Origin of the sequence: Bacillus cereus group sp. MG4, from assembly GCF_040460055.1 — a bacterium.
Classification (GTDB): Bacteria; Bacillota; Bacilli; order Bacillales; family Bacillaceae_G; genus Bacillus_A; species Bacillus_A wiedmannii.
In genome coordinates this window covers 2,523,546-2,542,779 of the sequence record NZ_JARVGZ010000001.1, presented here as the reverse complement: position 1 = coordinate 2,542,779, position 19,234 = coordinate 2,523,546, and the positions used below count along the sequence as shown (strand labels likewise).

Here is a 19,234-nt window from a genome sequence, read left to right as displayed (position 1 = left end):
AACGGACAACACCGTTATGTTGAACTTGAGCAATTAACAATAATGTTAATTGGAACAAGGGTGGAACCACGAATTCAACACTCGTCCCTTTTTACGGGATGAGTGTTTTTTATTTTGAAAAAAAAAGAGGAGTGACCAGTGATGGCAGATGTAGTTAAAATTACTTTCCCTGATGGAGCTGTGAAGGAGTTTCCAAAAGGCGTAACAACTGAAGAAATCGCAGCTTCTATTAGCCCAGGCTTAAAGAAAAAAGCTGTGGCTGGAAAATTAAACGATGAGATGATCGATCTTGTTACACCAATCGAAGAAGATGGTGCAGTTTCTATTATTACATTAGATTCTGAAGATGGCTTATACATTTTACGCCATTCGACAGCCCACCTATTAGCACAAGCGTTAAAACGTTTATATAAAGATGCTAAGCTTGAGCTTGGTATTGGTCCAGTAATTGAAAATGGCTTCTACTACGATATTGATATGGAAGAAGCAATTACAGTTGAAGACTTCAAGAAAATCGAAAAAGAAATGCAAAAAATTGTGAACGAGAACTTAGAAATCGTTCGTCATGAAGTGCCACGTGCAGAAGCACTTCGTCGCTTTGAAGAAATCGGCGATGAGTTAAAATTAGATTTAATTAACGATCTTCCAGAAGATGCAGTTATTTCAATCTATGAGCAAGGCGAATTCTTCGACCTTTGCCGTGGTGTTCACCTTCCATCTACAGGGAAAATTAAAGTATTTAAATTATTAAGCGTTGCAGGTGCTTACTGGCGCGGCGATAGCAATAATAAAATGCTACAACGTATTTACGGTACTGCATTCGTTAAGAAAGCAGAATTAGATGAGCACTTACGTATGCTTGAAGAAGCGAAAGAGCGCGATCACCGTAAATTAGGTAAAGAATTAAAACTATTTACTAATAGCCAAAAAGTAGGACAAGGTTTACCACTTTGGTTACCAAAAGGTGCAACTATCCGCCGCATTATCGAGCGTTACATCGTTGATAAAGAAGCAAGCTTAGGCTATGATCACGTATACACTCCAGTACTAGGAAGCAGAGAGCTTTATGAAACTTCTGGTCACTGGAATCACTACCGTGATGGTATGTTCCCATCAATGGAAATGGATAATGAAGAGTTAGTTCTTCGTCCGATGAACTGCCCTCACCACATGATGGTTTATAAAAATGATATTCACAGCTACCGTGAATTACCAATCCGTATTGCGGAACTTGGAACAATGCACCGCTATGAAATGTCTGGAGCATTATCTGGATTACAACGTGTACGCGGAATGACTTTAAACGATGCGCACATTTTCGTTCGCCCAGATCAAATTAAAGAAGAGTTAAAACGTGTTGTAAACTTAACTCTAGAAGTGTACAAAGATTTTGGTTTAGAGAACTATTCATTCCGTCTATCTTATCGTGACCCAGCTGATACTAAAAAGTACTATGCTGATGATGAGATGTGGGAAAAAGCACAAGGTATGTTAAAAGAAGCTATGGATGAAATGGGTCTTGATTACTATGAAGCTGAAGGTGAAGCGGCATTCTACGGTCCAAAACTTGACGTTCAAGTTCGTACTGCTCTTGGAAAAGACGAAACACTTTCAACTGTACAATTAGACTTCTTACTTCCAGAACGCTTTGAATTATCTTACGTTGGTGAAGACGGTAAACAACATCGTCCAGTTGTAATTCACCGTGGTGTTGTATCAACTATGGAACGTTTCGTAGCCTTCTTAATTGAAGAATACAAAGGTGCATTCCCAACTTGGTTAGCTCCAGTTCAAGCGCAAGTAATTCCAGTTTCTCCGCAAGTACATTTAGACTATGCGAAGAAAGTACAAGATGAATTACGTCGTGCTGGTATCCGTGTTGAATTAGATACTCGTGAAGAGAAAATTGGTTACAAAATCCGTGAAGCACAAATGCAAAAAATTCCGTACATGCTTGTAGTAGGTGACAATGAAGTAACTGAAAACGGCGTAAACGTACGTAAATATGGTGAACAAAAATCAGAAACAATTGCATTAGATGCTTTTGTTGATATGATTAAAGTAGAAGGAAAACGATAAGACAGAGCCGCGGTATACCGCGGCTTTCGTATGTATTATAAAAAAGAAAAACTAGAAAAAATAACCAAACTATACTTATCATAAAAAAGTATTGCAAGTATGTTAGTTGTTTGTTACAATATTTCTTGTTGTTAGTAAAACACATAGCGTCTTCTTGACAGACGTCATGTCCTATGATAAACTCATCAAGGATAATAGAATATTGTTTTGTGGAACAAGTAGAAGCACCCGCTTCTCACCTGATGGACGCATTCGCAGTTTACAGGTAAATGTATTTCTTACTTAAGAATTTACAAGTGTGGGTGTCGTATGCCCGCACTTTTTTTGTCGGGTTCTATGACTACAAAAGATGTTCTGAAAAAACCTTGGAGGTGGCTTACTATTAGCAAGGATATGATGATTAACGAGCAAATTCGTGCACGTGAAGTACGTTTAGTTGGTGCAAATGGCGATCAACTTGGAATCAAGTCTCGTAATGACGCTTTAGACTTAGCTGCAAATCTTAATCTTGATTTAGTATTAGTTGCTCCAAATGCGAAACCGCCAGTATGCCGCATTATGGACTACGGTAAATTCCGCTTTGAGCAACAGAAGAAAGAAAAAGAACAGCGCAAAAATCAAAAAGTAATTAGCATGAAAGAAGTTCGTTTAAGTCCAACAATTGATGAACACGACTTTAACACAAAACTTCGTAATGCTATCAAGTTTTTAGAGAAAGGCGACAAGGTTAAAGCGTCAATTCGCTTTAAAGGACGTGCCATTACTCATAAAGAAATCGGTCAACGTGTTTTAGATCGCTTCTCAGAAGCTTGTGCTGAAGTTAGTACAATTGAATCTAAGCCTAAAATGGAAGGACGTAGTATGTTCTTAGTTTTAGCACCGAAAAACGATAAGTAATAGATAGAGGAGGAAATACCTATGCCTAAACAAAAAACTCATCGCGGCTCTGCAAAGCGTTTCAAAAAGACTGGATCAGGTAAACTGAAACGTTCTCACGCTTACACAAGCCATTTATTCGCTAACAAATCTACAAAAGCTAAACGTAAACTACGTAAAGCTGGTGTAGTAAGCGCTGGTGACTTCAAACGCATTCGTCAAATGCTTGACAACTTAAAATAAGTTCGGCTGATATATAGAACAATTAGGAGGTAATATTATGCCAAGAGTAAAAGGTGGTACAGTTACTCGTCAACGTCGTAAAAAAGTTATAAAATTAGCAAAAGGTTACTACGGTTCTAAGAGTACATTATTCAAGGTTGCTAACCAACAGGTTATGAAATCTCTAATGTATGCATTCCGTGACCGTCGTCAAAAGAAACGTGACTTCCGTAAATTATGGATTACACGTATCAACGCAGCAGCTCGTATGAATGGTCTTTCTTACAGCCGTTTAATGCACGGTCTTAAAAATGCTGGCATCGAAGTTAACCGCAAGATGCTTGCTGACTTAGCTGTTCATGACGAAAAAGCTTTCGCTGAATTAGCAACAGTTGCAAAAAACAACATTAACTAATTAATTAGTTGAAACCTTAGAAGATTTTTCTTCTAAGGTTTTTTTATTTGTATGCAAAGAGAAGTATGTCGTTATCGATATGACAAAATCAATATAAAAGCTATAGCGATATAGAAGAATATCTATATGAAGCCAGGAGAATTCTCCTGGCTTTTTTCAATTATCCTCCTTTGGAAAGAAGAGTATCTTTCCTACCTGAAACGACACTGCTATAATGGAAAGATGATATGGAACTTTCATCAGATAAAATAAATTTTTTATCAGTGGACAATCCCCGGATAATGATTAACTATCACCAATCGGAGTGAACAATCTAATAGTGATGATTGAAACGTATTTGTAAATTAAGGACAAGCTATTTTGTAAAGAGATAAATGGCTGACTTATTAATAAGAAACGAAAAATAATAATGAACTTTGAGATGAAACAACATTGTTGCGTAAAATGCGATGTTGGAGGAGGACAATAGAATGGACTTACTACAACTATTTAAATTACAAAAAGAATTAGATGACCGTATTGTGAAAGAGCATGATTTACAACCGAAAAAGTTGTTAAAAGAAAAAATGTTAGCTCTTCTTGTAGAAATTGGAGAACTTGCAAATGAAACACGTTGTTTTAAATATTGGAGCAACAAACCAGCATCAGAACGTGAAGTAATATTAGAAGAATACGTAGATGGCTTGCATTTTATTTTATCAATCGGAATTGATTTAGGTATTGATAAAAACTTCCTATTCTATAAATGTGCACAAACGAATAAAACACAAGTAGAAATTTTCTTAGACACATATGCGAAAGTAATTCGTTTTACAGATCAACCATCTATTACGAACTATATTGAATTATTTACAAGCTACCTTCGACTTGGACAAGCGCTAGAGTTTGAGCAAGAAGAAATTGAAAAGGCATATTTAGATAAAAATGAAGTAAATCATCAGCGTCAAACAAAAGGATATTGATTTAATTTTTGAATATTTCAATTTCCTTTTGTATAATGAAGTGACTGAAGAAAAAGGAGGGTGTTGGCAATGACAAAATTAGACGCGACATTGACAATGCTAAAAGAATTAACAGATGCACGTGGTATTGCGGGTAACGAGCGTGAACCACGCGAAGTAATGAAGAAATATATTGAGCCGTTTGCGGACGAACTTTCTACTGATAATTTAGGAAGCTTAGTTGCGAAAAAAGTAGGGGAAGAAAACGGCCCGAAAATTATGGTTGCAGGTCATTTAGATGAAGTCGGCTTTATGATCACACAAATTGATGACAAAGGTTTCCTTCGTTTCCAAACGGTTGGTGGCTGGTGGTCACAAGTTATGCTTGCGCAGCGCGTGACAATTGTAACGCGTAAAGGAGATGTAACAGGTGTAATTGGTTCAAAACCACCGCACATCCTACCTCCAGAAGCGCGTAAAAAGCCAGTTGAAATTAAAGACATGTTCATCGATATTGGTGCTTCTAGCCAAGAAGAGGCAATGGAGTGGGGCGTACGACCAGGCGATCAAGTTGTACCTTACTTTGAATTCCAAGTGATGAAAAATGAAAAAATGTTACTTGCAAAAGCATGGGATAACCGAATTGGTTGTGCAATTGCAATTGACGTATTAAAACAATTAAAAGATGAAAAGCATCCAAACGTTGTATACGGCGTAGGGACTGTACAAGAAGAAGTTGGTCTTCGTGGTGCGAAAACATCTGCGAACTATATTAAACCAGATATCGCGTTCGCAGTAGATGTTGGCATCGCTGGAGATACGCCAGGTGTAACGGCAAAAGAAGCGCAAAGTAAAATGGGTGATGGACCACAGATCATTTTATATGATGCTTCTGTTATTGGACATACAGGTTTACGTGACTTTGTAGTTGATGTTGCTGACGAATTACAAATCCCGTATCAATATGATTCAGTAGCGGGCGGTGGAACGGATGCAGGCGCAATTCACATTTCTGCAAATGGTATTCCGTCTATGGCAATTACGATTGCAACGCGCTACATTCATTCTCATGCGGCAATGTTACACCGTGATGACTATGAAAATGCAGTGAAGTTAATTGTAGAAGTTATTAAACGTCTTGATAAAGAGGCTGTACATAACATTACATTTAATTAATAGAAAAAGCGAAGGAGATTTTCCTTCGCTTTTTTATGTTTTAAAAAGGTCGTTCTAATCCTGCAGCAGTATGAGCTCCTAAAATAATTAAACGAGTTAATTGCATGGCCATAAAATGCGGGGTATAAATCATCCCTCTTTTTAACCATGACATAATCATCCCGATATGAGCTCCTGTCACATAACTAATTAAAATATCACGAGGAACCATAAGATCTTTATCATCTGGCTGTGAAATAGACAAGCTTAATGTTAAATGTGTTTGTATTGTTTTCATCATTTTATAAGAGTAGTTTCCAGCGGCTTTATCACCAAGCATAACGTTATAGAAGTTCACATTTTCTGCGATATGTTCGAACAAAGCCAAAAATTTCGGATGTGGTGAATCAAATGTAAGTTGAAACTCTCCTTTATTTCTATTTTTCGGCTTAATAACTTCTGTTAACTTCTCTAACATTTCTTCAATGCTTTTGTCTAATAGGTCATATTTATCATGGTAATGGCTATAAAACGTAGCGCGATTTACAGTAGCACGTTCTGCAATATGTTGAACAGTTACATCATCAAATCCTTTTTCGCCTACTAAAGCGACAAAAGCATCCTGTATGAGTTGTCTCGTCCGCTTTACACGTGGATCATTTGTATTTTTAATAGACATTTTTACTTCCCCTCGTTTAATTTTCTATACTTAAACAACATATAGGTATTATATTGTTGTTTAACCGACATTTCATGCGTGAATTGTCGGTTGTAGATTCAAAATAATTATTTATAATTATAAACGATAGTCCTTCAGAAATCAGCACCGCTCGCAGGTAGATAAATTTCAATTTACACCGCAGATGGTGTGATTTTTTTGTTTAAAAGTTAATATAATTAACAATTAAACAATCTAAACAATAAGGACGTAAATAGTTTAGAAAAAAATTATATGCGATATAAGGAGAGGAATGCAATGAATCAGTTTCGAAGAATGGTGATTATCAACATTATCACATTAATTGTACTAGTTGGCGGCGGTATTGGCGGTTATTACTATTACAATCAAGCGGAAAATTATTTAAAAACAGAAAATGCAAAAATTGATGGAAAGGTAATTCCGATTGCATCACCAGTAGCAGGTAAATTAACTGACTGGAAAGCTGAAGTAGGAAAGAATTACAATGAAAATGATAAATTAGGTGCTGTTACTGTAGCGGCAGCAAATGGAGAACAAACAGTAGATGTAACAATTCCACAAAATGCAACAATTGTACAATCAAATGCAACGACAAATGCTTTCGTTGGAGCAGGTAGCCCAATTGCTTATGCATTTGATATGAACAACTTATGGGTAACAGCAAACATTGAAGAAACAGATGTTGACGATGTACAAAAAGGTCAAGATGTAGATGTGTATGTAGATGCATACCCAGATACAACGTTATCAGGAAAAGTAGAGCAAGTTGGATTAACAACAGCGAATACATTCTCTATGTTACCATCAAGCAACGCAACAGCGAACTATACGAAAGTAACACAAGTAGTACCAGTTAAAATTTCTTTAGATCATAGTAAATCAGTAAATATTGTTCCTGGAATGAATGTGTCAGTTCGTATTCATAAGTAAGGGGGAGATGAGATGTCCTCAATTGCAATTGCAGGATATGCACTATTTTGTATAATCGTCTTCTTCCTTGTAAATCGTCTTTTACGAAAGAAAAAAACGAACGTGGGAGAAGAACAAGTCCCAGCCGTAAATAAGATAGAAGTAAGTAAGGTAGAAACAGAAGAGAAAGAAATTGAACGAAAGCAAGAAGCAGAAATTTCTAATGTAGTTGAGTTAGAAACAGGAAAGCAAGAAGAAGTAAAACAAGAAAAAGAAGTGCCGAAAAAACAAATGTCTACGCCTGTAGAAAATGTGAACGTAAAAGCAGTTGTAGCTGTATTAATTCTCGGCATGTTCGTTTCTATTTTAAACCAAACAATTATTAACGTTGCATTGCCTCCGTTAATGAATGAATTTAATGTATCAACTTCAACAGCACAATGGTTAATTACAGGCTTCATGCTCGTAAATGGTATTTTAGTACCGATTAGTGCCTTTTTAGTTTCACGATTTACGTATCGTAAATTATTCGTAGCGGCAATGTTATTCTTCACGGTAGGATCTATCATTTGTGCTATTTCAGGAAACTTTACAATGATGATGACGGGCCGCGTTATTCAGGCGGTGGGTGCAGGTATTTTAATGCCGGTTGGTATGAATATTTTCATGACATTATTCCCGCCTCATAAGCGCGGAGCAGCGATGGGATTACTAGGTGTAGCGATGATTTTAGCACCAGCTATCGGACCAACTGTAACGGGCTGGGTGATTGAAAACTATAGCTGGAACTTAATGTTCTATGCGATGTTTATCATCGGTTTAATTATTACATTCCTATCTTTAAAATTCTTTACACTAGCTCAGCCAGTATCTAAAACGAAGTTAGATGTATTCGGTGTTGTTAGTTCAAGTATTGGACTAGGTAGCTTATTGTACGGATTTAGTGAAGCAGGAAATAATAGTTGGACTAGTGCAGAGGTTGTTATTTCACTTATCATTGGTGTAGTAGGTATTGCGGTATTTATTTGGAGAGAGCTAACAACGGACAATAAAATGCTTGATTTACAAGTATTTAAATACCCAGTATTTACTTTTACTTTAGTAATTAATGCAATTGTTACGATGGCATTATTCGGAGGTATGTTATTACTTCCGGTATATCTGCAAAACATTCGCGGTTTCACACCGATAGAATCAGGTTTATTACTACTGCCAGGATCATTAATTATGGGGATCATGGGACCTATTGCAGGTAAACTATTTGATAAGTATGGTATTCGTCCGTTAGCAATTGTCGGTTTAGCCATTACAACGTTTGCGACATATGAATTCACAACGTTATCGATGGATACACCGTATAGCGTTATTATGACGGATTATATTATACGTTCGATTGGTATGTCATTCATTATGATGCCAATTATGACAGCAGGTATGAACGCACTGCCGATGAAATTAATTTCTCATGGTACAGCAACGCAAAATACGTCAAGACAAGTAGCTGGTTCAATTGGAACAGCGATATTAATTACACTTATGACGCAACAAACGACTGCTCACGTAGCAGATTACGGCAACATGTTAACAACATCAAACCCAATTTTAGTTGATAAAGTACACGGCATGGGGCAAAGTTTAGCAGCTATTGCTGGCTCAGCGCAAGCAGGAGATGCGATGAGCACGCAACTATTATTTGGACAAATTTCAAAGCTATCTGCAATTAACGGTATTAACGATGCCTTCTTAATTGCAACGATACTCGCAGGGATTGCTTGGGTGTTATCGTTCTTCTTACCGTCAGGCAATAAATCAAATAGAAAAGCAGGGAATTAATTTCCCTGCTTTTTTGTCTTTTAAAGAGTGAGATATAAAAGGTGACAACCACTCACAGAGCATAATCCTGTTATAAACAAAAGCGTCCCATAGCACGAATACTTGATATTTGTCTTCCGCTTATAATAGCTAATAGTCCGGCTAAAGAGAAAAAACTCCAATATAAAGTTCCTGAAATTGGAACCATCCGCTCTAGATCTATTCCATAACCTATACAAATGATAGGAACAACAATAAGCGATATGCTAATGAAACCAGCCATAATAGTAAGTGAGTTACGACATTTAATACCAGCAATAATTTAAAAAATGCCAACGATGAAGTCGCATAACATTAAAGTAAGAGCGAAAACCATCCAAGTTAATATTCCGAACACTTTTGTATTACCTCCGATTTATGCGTTTCTAAAAAATATTATATATAGTATGAATCACCTACAGTCATGAGTAATCAGAAGATAACCCCTAATATACCAGCGAAAAATCCGCATAAAACAAGAAGTGGCATATAAACAACCCAAAGTAAGCTCAACATATATAGTCTCCTTCTATGTAATCAGTTTTTACTACAGGAGGTTTATTTTGGATATTATTAATAAATATGTATAAATTGATAGAAGTGAGAAGTAATGATACGAATTAATAGATATAGAGAACGTTAGAGAGGAGGGTGCATATGAAAATTACAGAAGAGAACGTTGCAATGCAGCTAAGGAAAAGGAATGAAAAAGCATTATACTTTATTATCGACCAGTACGGTGGACTTATAAAAAGTATTATTCAGAAGCATTTAGCTTCATTTCAAGATGTACAAGAGGAATGTATGGATGATGTGTTATTAGCGATTTGGAATCATATTGAAAAGTATGATGAGGAGAAAAATACTTTGAAAAATTGGATTGCGGCTATTACAAAATATAAATCTATCGACTATGCGAGGAAATATGCGAAAACAGTAAATGAAAAAGGGTTAGATCAAATAGGTGAAATAGCGGCGCATACCGATACGACTAAAAATGAAATTAGTAATGATATGGAACATATATTAGATCATTTAAAGAAGAACGATAAAGAAATCTTTATGAAGCATTATGTGGAAGAAGATAGTGTAGAAAATATTGCAGAGAAAATGGGAGTGAAAACTTCTTTTATATACAATCGTCTATCGAGAGGACGGAAGAAGTTAAGGTCATTATTTTTACATAACCGGATGAAATAAATAAGAAAAGAGGTGAAGAAAATGAAAGATCCATATGAAATGTTAAATGATATGAAAATGGATGAGAATGAATATGAAGAGGTTAACTTAACTCACATAGAGAAACAGAAAATAAAAAAGCGAGTTCGTAAAAAAATAAACAAGAACAAAGCTCATACGAAACGGAATGTAGCGATTGTAACATCGGCTGCGGCATTATTTATTATGATGATGACTGTAGATATGAGAAGGATGATTGCGGATATACCGTTAATCGGAAGTAAAATGGAAGACTACGTGAACAGTAGAGGGGAACCTTTAAAAGAATATAAAACGACAATAGGACAAACAGTTTATGATAACGGTGTAGAAGTACGGTTAGATGAAGTGATGATAGATGAAGGGCAGATTATTGTTAATAGTACGTTTAAGTCTAGTCGAATCAATTTAGAGGGTTCTTATCCTAGTCCTGATATTTATATAAATGGAAAACAGTTAAATGGCAGTGGTAGTGGTGGAGACAAGAAAATAAATGAGTACACGTATACATTTTTCTCAAATATAGATTTAAAAGATGATGAAATGGATCCTCTAGAAATTCGTGGAGAATGTGATGTACAAGTTGTATATAGGGATATTTCTTTAAAAGAGGGCAATTCAACATGGAAAGGAGAATGGGGCTTTTCCTTCAAAGCGTCTGGAGACAAAATAAAAGCTGAAACGAAAACAATCCCAATCCATAAGCATTTTAAATTAGAAAATGGCCAAAAAATAGAAGTGGAAGATTTAAAAGTTTCTCCTATATCTGCGAAGTTGAACTATAAGATGTTGAATGGAACGAAATTAGAGGTGAAATTTATCGCGAAAGATCAAGAGGGAAAAGAGTTAATACCACATTCAGGCCTTACACTATCGAAAAATAGTTATTGGCGGTTTGAAAAACTAGAGGATAATGTAACGAAAATTATACTGACACCTGTCCTAACTTCTGGTGAAGAGGGAGAAAAGAAAACGAATTATCGAAAAGTGTTAACGGAAGAAGAGTTTGAAGTTGTTATAAAAGAGTAAAGAGAGGTATCGTGATGATACCTCTTTTTAGCTCAAAAATGCCAACATATTATTCAGAATATGAAATAACATAGCTGGAATTGGGGTGTCACTAATAAATTTGATTTTTAAGTAAGAAGTAATCAGTGTAGGATAAAGAATCCACTACTGATGGAAGTTTTATAACAATGCAATGGTATTATTCAGCATGTGTAATAAAATAGCTGGAATAATGGATTTTGTTTTTTTACATAAAATGGCCATAAATAGACCCATGATGAACATACTAAACATCACACCAGTTGAGTATATATGACCTATTCCGAAGAGGCAGCTAGACCCAAACGCTGCAATCCAAAATGGGAAGCGCTGTTGTAGGAAGTGAAGAATAATACCACGGACTATAAGTTCTTCAAAAATAGGTACAAGTATAGCGCCACCTATTAGTAATAATAGTTTGTATTGTTTTAACATTTCTAGGTCTAAAGCGGATGACTGCTCTTTTACCGCATCAGGAAAAATATTATTAATTATAAATATATCATTAACGATATGTAGTCCATAAAAAAGAATGATATAGATGTATGTGCTTACTTTTTTTAATGCTGTAAAGTTTAGTGTTGGGACAATTAAATTTCTTAATGGCTTATATGCATAAATTAAAATTAATAAAATGCACAATACAAATAAATGCCTCCCAAAAGTAGTAAGTGATTTTGTTAAAGCAATTTGTTTTGGATCGGTTAAACCTTCTGTATAAATAACGGTAGGAAGACCTATAAAGAGGTCGGCTAGAAATCCTGTTCCCCAAATCGCAAAAACGAGTGAAAATAGAAATTGTGAGAGTGACATAGGGTGTTTTTGTGGGTAAGTTAGTTGTGTGGCTTGTATAATAGTGAATCACCTATCCTTTCTTATTTTATAGTTATATATAAAGATTATAGAATATTTATACAAAAAATTCATCAGTGTAGTAAAAATGATATTTTGAAGCTAATATTTACAGACAGTAATGATTTTACATTGATGTTCTATGCAAACGGAAGAGTTTGAAGTTGTGATAAAAGAGTAAAAATAGGTATCGCAATAATACCTATTTTTAGCTCAAAAATGCCAACATATTATTCATAATATGAAATAACATAGTTGGAATAATGGATTTTGTTTTTTTACATAAAATAGCCATTAATAATCCCATGAAGAAAGTAATTACCATTACGCCAAGTGAGTATGTATGAGCGATACCGAAGAAGAAGCTTGTTACGATAGCTGCAATCCAAAATGGAAAGCGTTCTGAGAAGAAGCGGAGTATAAAACCACGGAAAATCAGCTCTTCAAAAATTGGTGTAAGTATTGCGAAGCCGAGAAGTAATAATATTTGATACTGCTTGAAAACATCTAAGTTAAGTGCGGAAGATTGCTGCTTTGTTGCGTCTTGGAACATATAATTTAACAAGATGTAATTGAGTAAAATATTTATAGTGAAGAAAAGAAGTAAGTATACGTATGTACGCCATTCTTTAAGTGCTTTAAAGTTAAAAGATTTTAGTAGTAATTTTTTTGCGGGTTCGAATTTAAAAATGAAGAATAACAACACGGCTAGTTGTAATACGATACTTGCAGTATTTGCAATAGATTCATACAGGGCAATTTGTTTTTTATCTGTAAGACCGGCTGTATAAATTGTTAAGGGCATTGCGAGGAACACAGTGATAAGTCCGGTTCCGAAAAAAGCGAATAAAACGGAGCTAATAAATTGTCCCCATGACATAGAGTATTTCTGTTCATTAGAAAGTTGTGTAGATGGTTGCATTTGTAAAATCACCTCTTTATATTTGTATATTTAATTATAAAGTGTTTTGTTTTTATATGTAATATTTAAATATTACATATAAAGTGAAACTTTAATGAGTGGGGAGGTTTATCCCCCACTCATTATCAGCCCTCACCAATCGGGCTTTTACGGGCAGTTGATTCCCCCACCTAATTTCTTTACTTCCGCTGAATTTTTGGGGGGGGTCTTACTACCCGTTAATGCGGGGTAAAGGTGTATTTTCCATAAAATAATAAAAGAGGTATCACCCTATAGTGATGCCTCTTTCTCATTGATAACTATGTTCTGCCTTGTTATTCGATTTTGATTGCTCTATTTGTAATTCACGTTCTACCAATCGGTCTAACTGCTGAATAGCTTTAAGTGCTTTTTCATAAGAAATCGTTCTATAATGATGCGCTCCGCCCGGTTCTTCATCTGCTTCGTCTGCCCATTTAATAATGTTTTGAAGAGATGTCCTTTCAATTTCTTGCTGTACTAAGAAAGAATCTGTATGAAGAAGAATTGCGATAGAAATTTCTTTTGCTAGTTTCGGATGTTCTCCTAATCTAATAAGCAATTTATGAGCTCTTTCTGCTCCTTTAATCGCATGTATATCATTCTTTTTATACAAGTCATAATCCCATTCTCCCTCACTGTACCATGTGTGATGTCCGATATCATGAAGGAAACCAGCTTTTGTTGCAGCATCGACTGAGGCGTGATGCTTTTTAGCTAAGTGAAACGCATGGTAAGCGACAGCAATCGCGTGGACCATCCCAGAACGATTTACGTATTTTTGTGTAATATGGTGTTTGAAAATTTGTTCAAGCGTAATACGGTGCATAAAACATTCACTCCTTTTTATCTAATGGTGTCTATAAAGAAAATCGATCGGTTTAAATGTATTTTGAATATTGTACTCCATCTGTGTAGCGTTAGTAAAGTAGAAATGTTTAGGAGAAGAAAAATTTTATAGACATAAAAGGTCACCTTAGTTTTTTTCTAAGGTGACCTTTTATTGTTTATTTTTTTAATCCTTGTTCCAGTGTTCCTAACATTTCGTGTTTTTCATTTTCATCAGCATTTTTCCAAATGACTTCGAATAAAACGCCAAGACCTGGAAGCATTTTTTCTTCACCGCTTTGAATTGCATCGACAATCGTTTCTTGTAATTGATCTTGTGAATTTCCAGATACATTCGCTAATACAGCACCGCGTAAATTAAAACTCATTATTTTCACCTCTTCTTCGGAATTGAAACTGACGTTAGTTTTTGTTCTTTTTTATGTAAATATGTATGAAAAATAGGCTATAATGATAAGACAAGAAGAGAGGGAAATACATATTATGAAAAACATTGATTCAGTGCAAAATCCGCGTGTGAAGCAGTGGAAAAAGCTGCAGACGAAAAAAGAGCGTGATAAAAAAGGTTTATTTTTTGTAGAAGGATTCCACTTAGTGGAAGAAGCTTTAAAAGCAGGAGTTGTAACAGAACTTATCGTTTCTGATCAGACAGATCTTCCGAAAGATTGGACAGTTAATGATGTGGAAATGTATATCGTACCTGAAGCAATCGTAAAAGTACTACGTGAAACAGAAACGACGCAAGGGGTATTTGCTGTTTGTGAGAAACACGAGAGTGAAGTAGCTCTTGCAGATGGAAAGTTTCTTTTATTAGATGGTCTTCAAGACCCGGGCAACTTAGGGACAATTATTCGTACAGCTGATGCAGCTGGTATTCATGCTGTTGTGCTTGGAGAAGGATGCGTTGATGCATATAATAGTAAAGTGCTTCGCTCTACACAAGGTTCTATTTTCCATTTACCAGTTGTAAAAGGGAACTTAGAAGAGTGGGTAGACAAGTTAAGAGAAAATAACGTTCCTGTATATGGAACAGCTCTTGAAAATGGAGTTCCGTATGGTGAAGTAACACCAGCTGGTGGTTTTGCATTAATTGTAGGAAATGAAGGAAGCGGCGTAAGCCAAGAAATTCTTGCAAAAACGGATCAAAACTTGTATATTCCGATTTACGGCGGGGCAGAATCATTAAATGTTGCGGTTGCAGCAGGGATTTTAACGTATTATTTACAAAGCCCAGTTGCGAACAAATAAAAAACTTCTTATAATAAGTTGAAGTATATTATATTAAAAGTTAAATAACGAAAAACGTTGATAGAGAAGAGTAACTTACAAAATCGCCATATAGGGAGAGAATGCCTTAGACTGAAAGCATTCTTATGGTAGACGGAAGTGAATTCACCTCTGGAGTTGACGCCAGGACCATATATATGTAAAGGCGTTCCGGTCAGAATTGATCGTTATAACTAATGAGTGGGCAGACCTGGTCTGTCAATTTAGGGTGGTACCGCGAATTTACCTCGTCCCTTTTTGGGAGCGAGGTTTTTTTATTTTTAAAATTAGGAGGGTTCCAAATGGAAGCACGTTTAAAAGAGCTAAAGCAAAAAGCGTTAGAGCTTATTGAAGAAGCGAAAGAGCTAAAGGGCTTAAACGACGTACGCGTAGCGTATTTAGGAAAAAAAGGTCCAATTACAGAAGTATTACGCGGCATGGGAAAATTATCAGCAGAAGAGCGTCCACGTATGGGAGCATTAGTAAATGAAGTACGTGAAGCGATTCAAACGCGTCTAGACGACAAAATTGGTAACTTAGAAAAAGCAGTAATTGAAGCGAAATTAGCTACGGAAACAATTGATGTTACACTACCAGGTCGTCCTGTTGAAACAGGTTGTCACCATCCGTTAACAGCTGTTGTTGAACAAATTGAAGATGTATTCATCGGTATGGGTTATGAAGTAGCTGAAGGAACAGAAGTAGAAAAAGACTACTACAACTTCGAAGCATTAAATTTACCGAAAGATCACCCAGCGCGTGATATGCAAGATACATTCTACATTACAGAAGAAACGTTACTACGTACACATACATCTTCTGTGCAAGCACGTACGATGGAAAATAATAAAGAAAAAGGCCCAATTAAAATTATTTGTCCTGGTAAAGTGTATCGCCGCGATGACGATGATGCGACGCATTCACACCAATTCATGCAAATTGAAGGTCTTGTAATTGATAAAAACATTCGCATGAGTGACTTAAAAGGTACACTGCAAGTATTCGTGAAAAAGATGTTCGGTGAAGATCGTGAAATCCGTCTTCGTCCAAGTTTCTTCCCATTCACAGAGCCGTCTGTAGAGATGGATATTTCTTGTATGATGTGTCACGGCAAAGGTTGCGGCACTTGTAAAGGAACTGGCTGGATCGAAATTTTAGGCGCAGGTATGGTTCATCCGAACGTACTTGAAATGGCTGGTTATGATTCAAAAGAATATCAAGGTTTCGCATTCGGTATGGGTGCAGAGCGTATCGCAATGTTGAAATACGGCGTAGATGACATTCGTCATTTCTATACAAATGATGTACGTTTCTTACAACAATTCAAACGAGCGTAAGGGAAGGAGAGGATAAGTATGTTCGTATCATATCGTTGGTTACAAGAGTATGTAGATATTAAAGATGTAACAGCACAAGAACTAGCAGACAAAATCACGAAAAGTGGTATTGAAGTAGAAGGTGTTGAAGTATTAAATAAAGGTGTAAAAGGTGTTGTAGTTGGTCACGTATTAGAATGTGAAAAACACCCAGAAGCTGATAAATTAAGCAAATGTTTAATCGATATCGGTGAAGAAGAGCCCGTTCAAATTATTTGTGGAGCTGCTAATATTGCAAAAGGTTTAAAAGTACCAGTTGCAAAAGTTGGTGCTGTACTTCCTGGTAACTTCAAAATTAAAAAAGCAAAACTACGCGGTGAAGCTTCGCACGGTATGGTTTGTGCGCTTCAAGAGCTTGGTATTGATGGAAAGTTAGTTTCAAAAGAATATGCAGACGGTATCTTCATCTTCCCAAGTGACGCTGAAATTGGTGCAGACGCACTTGAAATTTTAAACTTACATGATGAAGTACTTGAGCTTGGTTTAACACCAAACCGTGCAGATTGCTTAAACATGTTAGGTGTTGCATATGAAGTCGCTGCTATTTATGGCCGTGAAGTAAAACTTCCAGCTATCAGCTTACAAGAAACGGCAGAAAAAACTTCTGATTACATTTCTGTAAGTGTAGAAGCGAAAGAAGAAAACCCATTATATATTGCAAAAATGGTGAAAAACGTAAAGATTGGTCCATCACCAATGTGGATGCAAACGCGCCTTATGGCAGCTGGCATTCGTCCAATTAGCAATGTAGTTGATATTACAAACTACATTTTAATGGAATACGGTCAACCGTTACATGCATTCGATTACGATAAATTAGGTTCAAAAGAAATCGTTGTTCGTCTTGCAAAAGAAGGCGAAAAAATTGAAACGTTAGATGATCAAGAGCGTACGTTACAAAGCCACCACCTTGTAATTACAAACGGAACAAAAGCTTTAGCTGTTGCTGGTGTAATGGGCGGAGCGGATTCTGAAGTTACAAATGAGACAGTAAACGTTTTAATTGAATCTGCATACTTTGCAGGTCAAACAGTACGCCGTACATCAAAAGACTTAGGTCTTCGCAGTGAATCAAGTGCACGTTTTGAAAAAGGAATTGACCCAACACGTACATTTGAAGCAATTCAACACGCAGCTGCTTTAATGGCGAAATACGCTGGTGGAGAAGCACTTGAAGGTGTAGTAGAAGCTGACAACTTACAAGTACAAGAGCGTACAGTATCTGTTACTGCTGAAAAAGTAAACCGTGTATTAGGTACAAATATTTCTGCAAGTGAAATGGGTACAATGTTCACAAACTTAAAATTCCCATTCACAGAAGTAGAAGGAACATTCCATGTGAATGTACCAGCACGTCGTCCTGATATTACAATTTCAGAAGACTTAGTAGAAGAAGTGGGGCGTCTATACGGTTATGACCACATTCCAGTTACATTACCTTCTGGAACAATGACTCGTGGTAAATTAACATCAGCACAAACGAAACGTCGTAAAGTACGTCGCTTCTTAGAAGGTGCTGGTTTATATGAAGCAATCACGTATTCATTAACGAGCGCTGATAAAGCGAAGCAATATATGGTTGAGCCAAATGAAAAAGCTCCTGTAAACCTTGCACTTCCAATGAGTGAAGAGCGTAGCCAACTTCGTTTAAGCTTAGTACCGCAATTACTAGAAGCTGTTTCATATAATGTGGCACGTAAAAACGATAGTGTTGCTTTATACGAAGTAGGTTCTGTCTTCTTACCAACAGAAGCAGGAGAACTTCCGAAAGAAGAACAACATCTTGCAGGTGTTATGATAGGTCTTGCTCTTCACCATGCATGGCAAGGTGAGAAGAAAGTAGTAGACTTCTTCGTTGTGAAAGGTGTACTAGAAGGATTATTCGACGTACTTGGCGTTGCAAACCAAATCACTTATGCACCAGCAAAACGTGAAGGTATGCACCCAGGTCGTACAGCTGACATCGTATTAGATGGCGAAGTAATTGGTTTCATCGGTCAATTGCACCCAGAAGCAGAAAAACAATTAGATGTAAAAAATACATTCGTATTCGAATTATCTCTTGTAAAAGTATTTGGTGCAGACGCAGAAGAAACTTACTACGCAGCAATTCCACGTTTCCCATCTATGACACGTGATATGGCTGTTGTCGTAACAAAAGAAACAAAAGCTGGCGAAATGAAGCAAGTCATTGCTGAAGCTGGCGGAGAACTTCTGAAAGACGTAACGTTATTCGACTTATACGAAGGTGAAAAAATGGAAGAAGGCAAGAAGTCACTTGCATTCTCTATGACCTACTTCGATGCAGAACGTACGTTAACAGACGAAGAAGTAACAGAAGCACATAACCGTGTATTAACAACGGTAGAAGAGAAATTTGGTGCGGAGTTACGTAAGTAATAAAAAATTGCCGGATTAAGTCCGGCAATTTTTTTTATGGCACGATTGTCGGAAAATCGATATATTACAAAAATCGCTGATATATTTTTTGGTATCTTGCATCTTTCTCTCGAATGTAGTACATTAATTTTAGTTTAA

At 36.3% G+C, this 19,234-nt stretch carries 18 protein-coding genes, 2 pseudogenes and 3 other annotated features (1 of these 23 running past the window's edge); of the genes and pseudogenes, 13 read left to right on the top strand and 7 right to left on the bottom strand.

The genetic code is table 11. The annotated features are described in order from the left end of the window. Positions 1 to 92 (top strand) — a binding site (T-box leader) (it extends 138 nt beyond the left edge of the window). A gap of 49 nt (positions 93 to 141) precedes the next feature. The 6 genes from thrS to QCI41_RS13345 all read left to right on the top strand — a co-directional run bounded on the left by thrS (position 142) and on the right by QCI41_RS13345 (position 5,709). Next, positions 142 to 2,079 (top strand): threonine--tRNA ligase, encoded by a 1,938-nt coding sequence (gene thrS / locus QCI41_RS13370; RefSeq protein WP_000786074.1) that lies wholly within the window; start codon positions 142 to 144, stop codon positions 2,077 to 2,079. A 210-nt stretch (positions 2,080 to 2,289) separates the two neighbouring features. Then, positions 2,290 to 2,410 (top strand) — a sequence feature (ribosomal protein L20 leader region). A 62-nt stretch (positions 2,411 to 2,472) separates the two neighbouring features. Beyond that, positions 2,473 to 2,976 carry a translation initiation factor IF-3 gene (infC, locus tag QCI41_RS13365; protein WP_000973214.1) on the top strand — a complete coding sequence of 168 codons (504 nt, stop codon included), beginning with the start codon at positions 2,473 to 2,475 and terminating at the stop codon, positions 2,974 to 2,976. 21 nt (positions 2,977 to 2,997) lie between these two features. After that, complete coding sequence (rpmI, locus tag QCI41_RS13360; RefSeq protein WP_001125946.1) at positions 2,998 to 3,198, top strand: 50S ribosomal protein L35; 201 nt, start codon at positions 2,998 to 3,000, stop codon at positions 3,196 to 3,198. Positions 3,199 to 3,235: 37 nt separating this feature from the next. Continuing rightward, positions 3,236 to 3,592 (top strand): 50S ribosomal protein L20, encoded by a 357-nt coding sequence (gene rplT, locus QCI41_RS13355; RefSeq protein WP_001138364.1) that lies wholly within the window; start codon positions 3,236 to 3,238, stop codon positions 3,590 to 3,592. A 470-nt stretch (positions 3,593 to 4,062) separates the two neighbouring features. Next, positions 4,063 to 4,554 (top strand): dUTP diphosphatase, encoded by a 492-nt coding sequence (locus QCI41_RS13350; protein WP_353837320.1) that lies wholly within the window; start codon positions 4,063 to 4,065, stop codon positions 4,552 to 4,554. 69 nt (positions 4,555 to 4,623) lie between these two features. Beyond that, positions 4,624 to 5,709, top strand: coding sequence for a M42 family metallopeptidase (locus tag QCI41_RS13345; RefSeq protein ID WP_000163551.1), 1,086 nt, complete (start codon positions 4,624 to 4,626; stop codon positions 5,707 to 5,709). A gap of 40 nt (positions 5,710 to 5,749) precedes the next feature. Here the strand turns inward: QCI41_RS13345 and QCI41_RS13340 are convergent, their stop codons facing one another. Beyond that, complete coding sequence (locus QCI41_RS13340; RefSeq protein WP_353837321.1) at positions 5,750 to 6,367, bottom strand: TetR/AcrR family transcriptional regulator; 618 nt, start codon at positions 6,365 to 6,367, stop codon at positions 5,750 to 5,752. Positions 6,368 to 6,664: 297 nt separating this feature from the next. Here QCI41_RS13340 and QCI41_RS13335 point away from each other — a divergent pair, with 297 nt between their 5' ends. Together QCI41_RS13335 and QCI41_RS13330 are read left to right on the top strand one after the other, a co-directional pair. Beyond that, positions 6,665 to 7,318: an HlyD family secretion protein gene (locus QCI41_RS13335; RefSeq protein WP_001071411.1), complete on the top strand. Its 654-nt coding sequence runs from the start codon at positions 6,665 to 6,667 to the stop codon at positions 7,316 to 7,318. A gap of 12 nt (positions 7,319 to 7,330) precedes the next feature. Continuing rightward, entirely contained in the window at positions 7,331 to 9,130 is a 1,800-nt protein-coding gene (locus QCI41_RS13330) for a DHA2 family efflux MFS transporter permease subunit (protein WP_046956237.1), read from the top strand. Between the two features lie 20 nt (positions 9,131 to 9,150). Here the strand turns inward: QCI41_RS13330 and QCI41_RS13325 are convergent. Further along, positions 9,151 to 9,392 (bottom strand): annotated as a pseudogene (locus QCI41_RS13325) (ammonia permease). Positions 9,393 to 9,586: 194 nt separating this feature from the next. Next, positions 9,587 to 9,664, bottom strand: a pseudogene (locus tag QCI41_RS13320) (DNA-binding protein); the annotation flags it as partial. 141 nt (positions 9,665 to 9,805) lie between these two features. On the opposite strand from QCI41_RS13320, the gene QCI41_RS13315 reads away from it, so the two are divergent. After that, the gene (locus QCI41_RS13315) at positions 9,806 to 10,348 is read left to right on the top strand and encodes a sigma-70 family RNA polymerase sigma factor (RefSeq protein ID WP_353837322.1); all 543 of its coding nucleotides are present in this window, start codon (positions 9,806 to 9,808) and stop codon (positions 10,346 to 10,348) included. A 21-nt stretch (positions 10,349 to 10,369) separates the two neighbouring features. Beyond that, entirely contained in the window at positions 10,370 to 11,395 is a 1,026-nt protein-coding gene (locus QCI41_RS13310; RefSeq protein ID WP_353837323.1) for a DUF4179 domain-containing protein, read from the top strand. Positions 11,396 to 11,554: 159 nt separating this feature from the next. Here QCI41_RS13310 and QCI41_RS13305 read toward each other — a convergent pair whose 3' ends face one another. The 4 genes from QCI41_RS13305 to sspI all read right to left on the bottom strand — a co-directional run bounded on the left by QCI41_RS13305 (position 11,555) and on the right by sspI (position 14,422). Continuing rightward, positions 11,555 to 12,226 (bottom strand): CPBP family intramembrane glutamic endopeptidase, encoded by a 672-nt coding sequence (locus QCI41_RS13305; RefSeq protein WP_483299051.1) that lies wholly within the window; start codon positions 12,224 to 12,226, stop codon positions 11,555 to 11,557. Positions 12,227 to 12,473: 247 nt separating this feature from the next. Continuing rightward, on the bottom strand, positions 12,474 to 13,187 hold the full coding sequence (locus QCI41_RS13300) for a CPBP family intramembrane glutamic endopeptidase (RefSeq protein WP_353837324.1): 714 nt from the start codon (positions 13,185 to 13,187) through the stop codon (positions 12,474 to 12,476). 289 nt (positions 13,188 to 13,476) lie between these two features. After that, positions 13,477 to 14,034 (bottom strand): HD domain-containing protein, encoded by a 558-nt coding sequence (locus tag QCI41_RS13295; protein ID WP_000554785.1) that lies wholly within the window; start codon positions 14,032 to 14,034, stop codon positions 13,477 to 13,479. 178 nt (positions 14,035 to 14,212) lie between these two features. Further along, a complete protein-coding gene (gene sspI, locus QCI41_RS13290; RefSeq protein ID WP_000009511.1) occupies positions 14,213 to 14,422 on the bottom strand; it encodes a small acid-soluble spore protein SspI in 210 nt (69 codons plus the stop codon). Positions 14,423 to 14,504: 82 nt separating this feature from the next. Between sspI and QCI41_RS13285 the strand changes: the two genes are divergently transcribed. From QCI41_RS13285 to pheT, 3 genes are all read left to right on the top strand, one after another. After that, complete coding sequence (locus QCI41_RS13285; RefSeq protein WP_137036649.1) at positions 14,505 to 15,302, top strand: TrmH family RNA methyltransferase; 798 nt, start codon at positions 14,505 to 14,507, stop codon at positions 15,300 to 15,302. A gap of 48 nt (positions 15,303 to 15,350) precedes the next feature. After that, positions 15,351 to 15,579, top strand: a binding site (T-box leader). A gap of 43 nt (positions 15,580 to 15,622) precedes the next feature. After that, complete coding sequence (gene pheS / locus QCI41_RS13280; protein ID WP_000388217.1) at positions 15,623 to 16,657, top strand: phenylalanine--tRNA ligase subunit alpha; 1,035 nt, start codon at positions 15,623 to 15,625, stop codon at positions 16,655 to 16,657. An 18-nt stretch (positions 16,658 to 16,675) separates the two neighbouring features. Then, positions 16,676 to 19,096, top strand: coding sequence for a phenylalanine--tRNA ligase subunit beta (pheT, locus tag QCI41_RS13275; protein WP_353837325.1), 2,421 nt, complete (start codon positions 16,676 to 16,678; stop codon positions 19,094 to 19,096). The last annotated feature ends 138 nt before the right edge of the window (positions 19,097 to 19,234 follow it).

What these genes read in the sequence shown, in the direction of transcription:
- thrS (WP_000786074.1), top strand. Translation starts at nt 142, where the DNA reads ATGGCAGATGTAGTTAAAATTACTTTCCCTGATGGAGCTGTGAAGGAG.
- infC (WP_000973214.1), top strand. Translation starts at nt 2,473, where the DNA reads ATGATGATTAACGAGCAAATTCGTGCACGTGAAGTACGTTTAGTTGGT.
- rpmI (WP_001125946.1), top strand. Translation starts at nt 2,998, where the DNA reads ATGCCTAAACAAAAAACTCATCGCGGCTCTGCAAAGCGTTTCAAAAAG.
- rplT (WP_001138364.1), top strand. Translation starts at nt 3,236, where the DNA reads ATGCCAAGAGTAAAAGGTGGTACAGTTACTCGTCAACGTCGTAAAAAA.
- QCI41_RS13350 (WP_353837320.1), top strand. Translation starts at nt 4,063, where the DNA reads ATGGACTTACTACAACTATTTAAATTACAAAAAGAATTAGATGACCGT.
- QCI41_RS13345 (WP_000163551.1), top strand. Translation starts at nt 4,624, where the DNA reads ATGACAAAATTAGACGCGACATTGACAATGCTAAAAGAATTAACAGAT.
- QCI41_RS13340 (WP_353837321.1), bottom strand. Translation starts at nt 6,367, where the DNA reads ATGTCTATTAAAAATACAAATGATCCACGTGTAAAGCGGACGAGACAA.
- QCI41_RS13335 (WP_001071411.1), top strand. Translation starts at nt 6,665, where the DNA reads ATGAATCAGTTTCGAAGAATGGTGATTATCAACATTATCACATTAATT.
- QCI41_RS13330 (WP_046956237.1), top strand. Translation starts at nt 7,331, where the DNA reads ATGTCCTCAATTGCAATTGCAGGATATGCACTATTTTGTATAATCGTC.
- QCI41_RS13315 (WP_353837322.1), top strand. Translation starts at nt 9,806, where the DNA reads ATGAAAATTACAGAAGAGAACGTTGCAATGCAGCTAAGGAAAAGGAAT.
- QCI41_RS13310 (WP_353837323.1), top strand. Translation starts at nt 10,370, where the DNA reads ATGAAAGATCCATATGAAATGTTAAATGATATGAAAATGGATGAGAAT.
- QCI41_RS13305 (WP_483299051.1), bottom strand. Translation starts at nt 12,226, where the DNA reads ATGTCACTCTCACAATTTCTATTTTCACTCGTTTTTGCGATTTGGGGA.
- QCI41_RS13300 (WP_353837324.1), bottom strand. Translation starts at nt 13,187, where the DNA reads ATGCAACCATCTACACAACTTTCTAATGAACAGAAATACTCTATGTCA.
- QCI41_RS13295 (WP_000554785.1), bottom strand. Translation starts at nt 14,034, where the DNA reads ATGCACCGTATTACGCTTGAACAAATTTTCAAACACCATATTACACAA.
- sspI (WP_000009511.1), bottom strand. Translation starts at nt 14,422, where the DNA reads ATGAGTTTTAATTTACGCGGTGCTGTATTAGCGAATGTATCTGGAAAT.
- QCI41_RS13285 (WP_137036649.1), top strand. Translation starts at nt 14,505, where the DNA reads ATGATAAGACAAGAAGAGAGGGAAATACATATTATGAAAAACATTGAT.
- pheS (WP_000388217.1), top strand. Translation starts at nt 15,623, where the DNA reads ATGGAAGCACGTTTAAAAGAGCTAAAGCAAAAAGCGTTAGAGCTTATT.
- pheT (WP_353837325.1), top strand. Translation starts at nt 16,676, where the DNA reads ATGTTCGTATCATATCGTTGGTTACAAGAGTATGTAGATATTAAAGAT.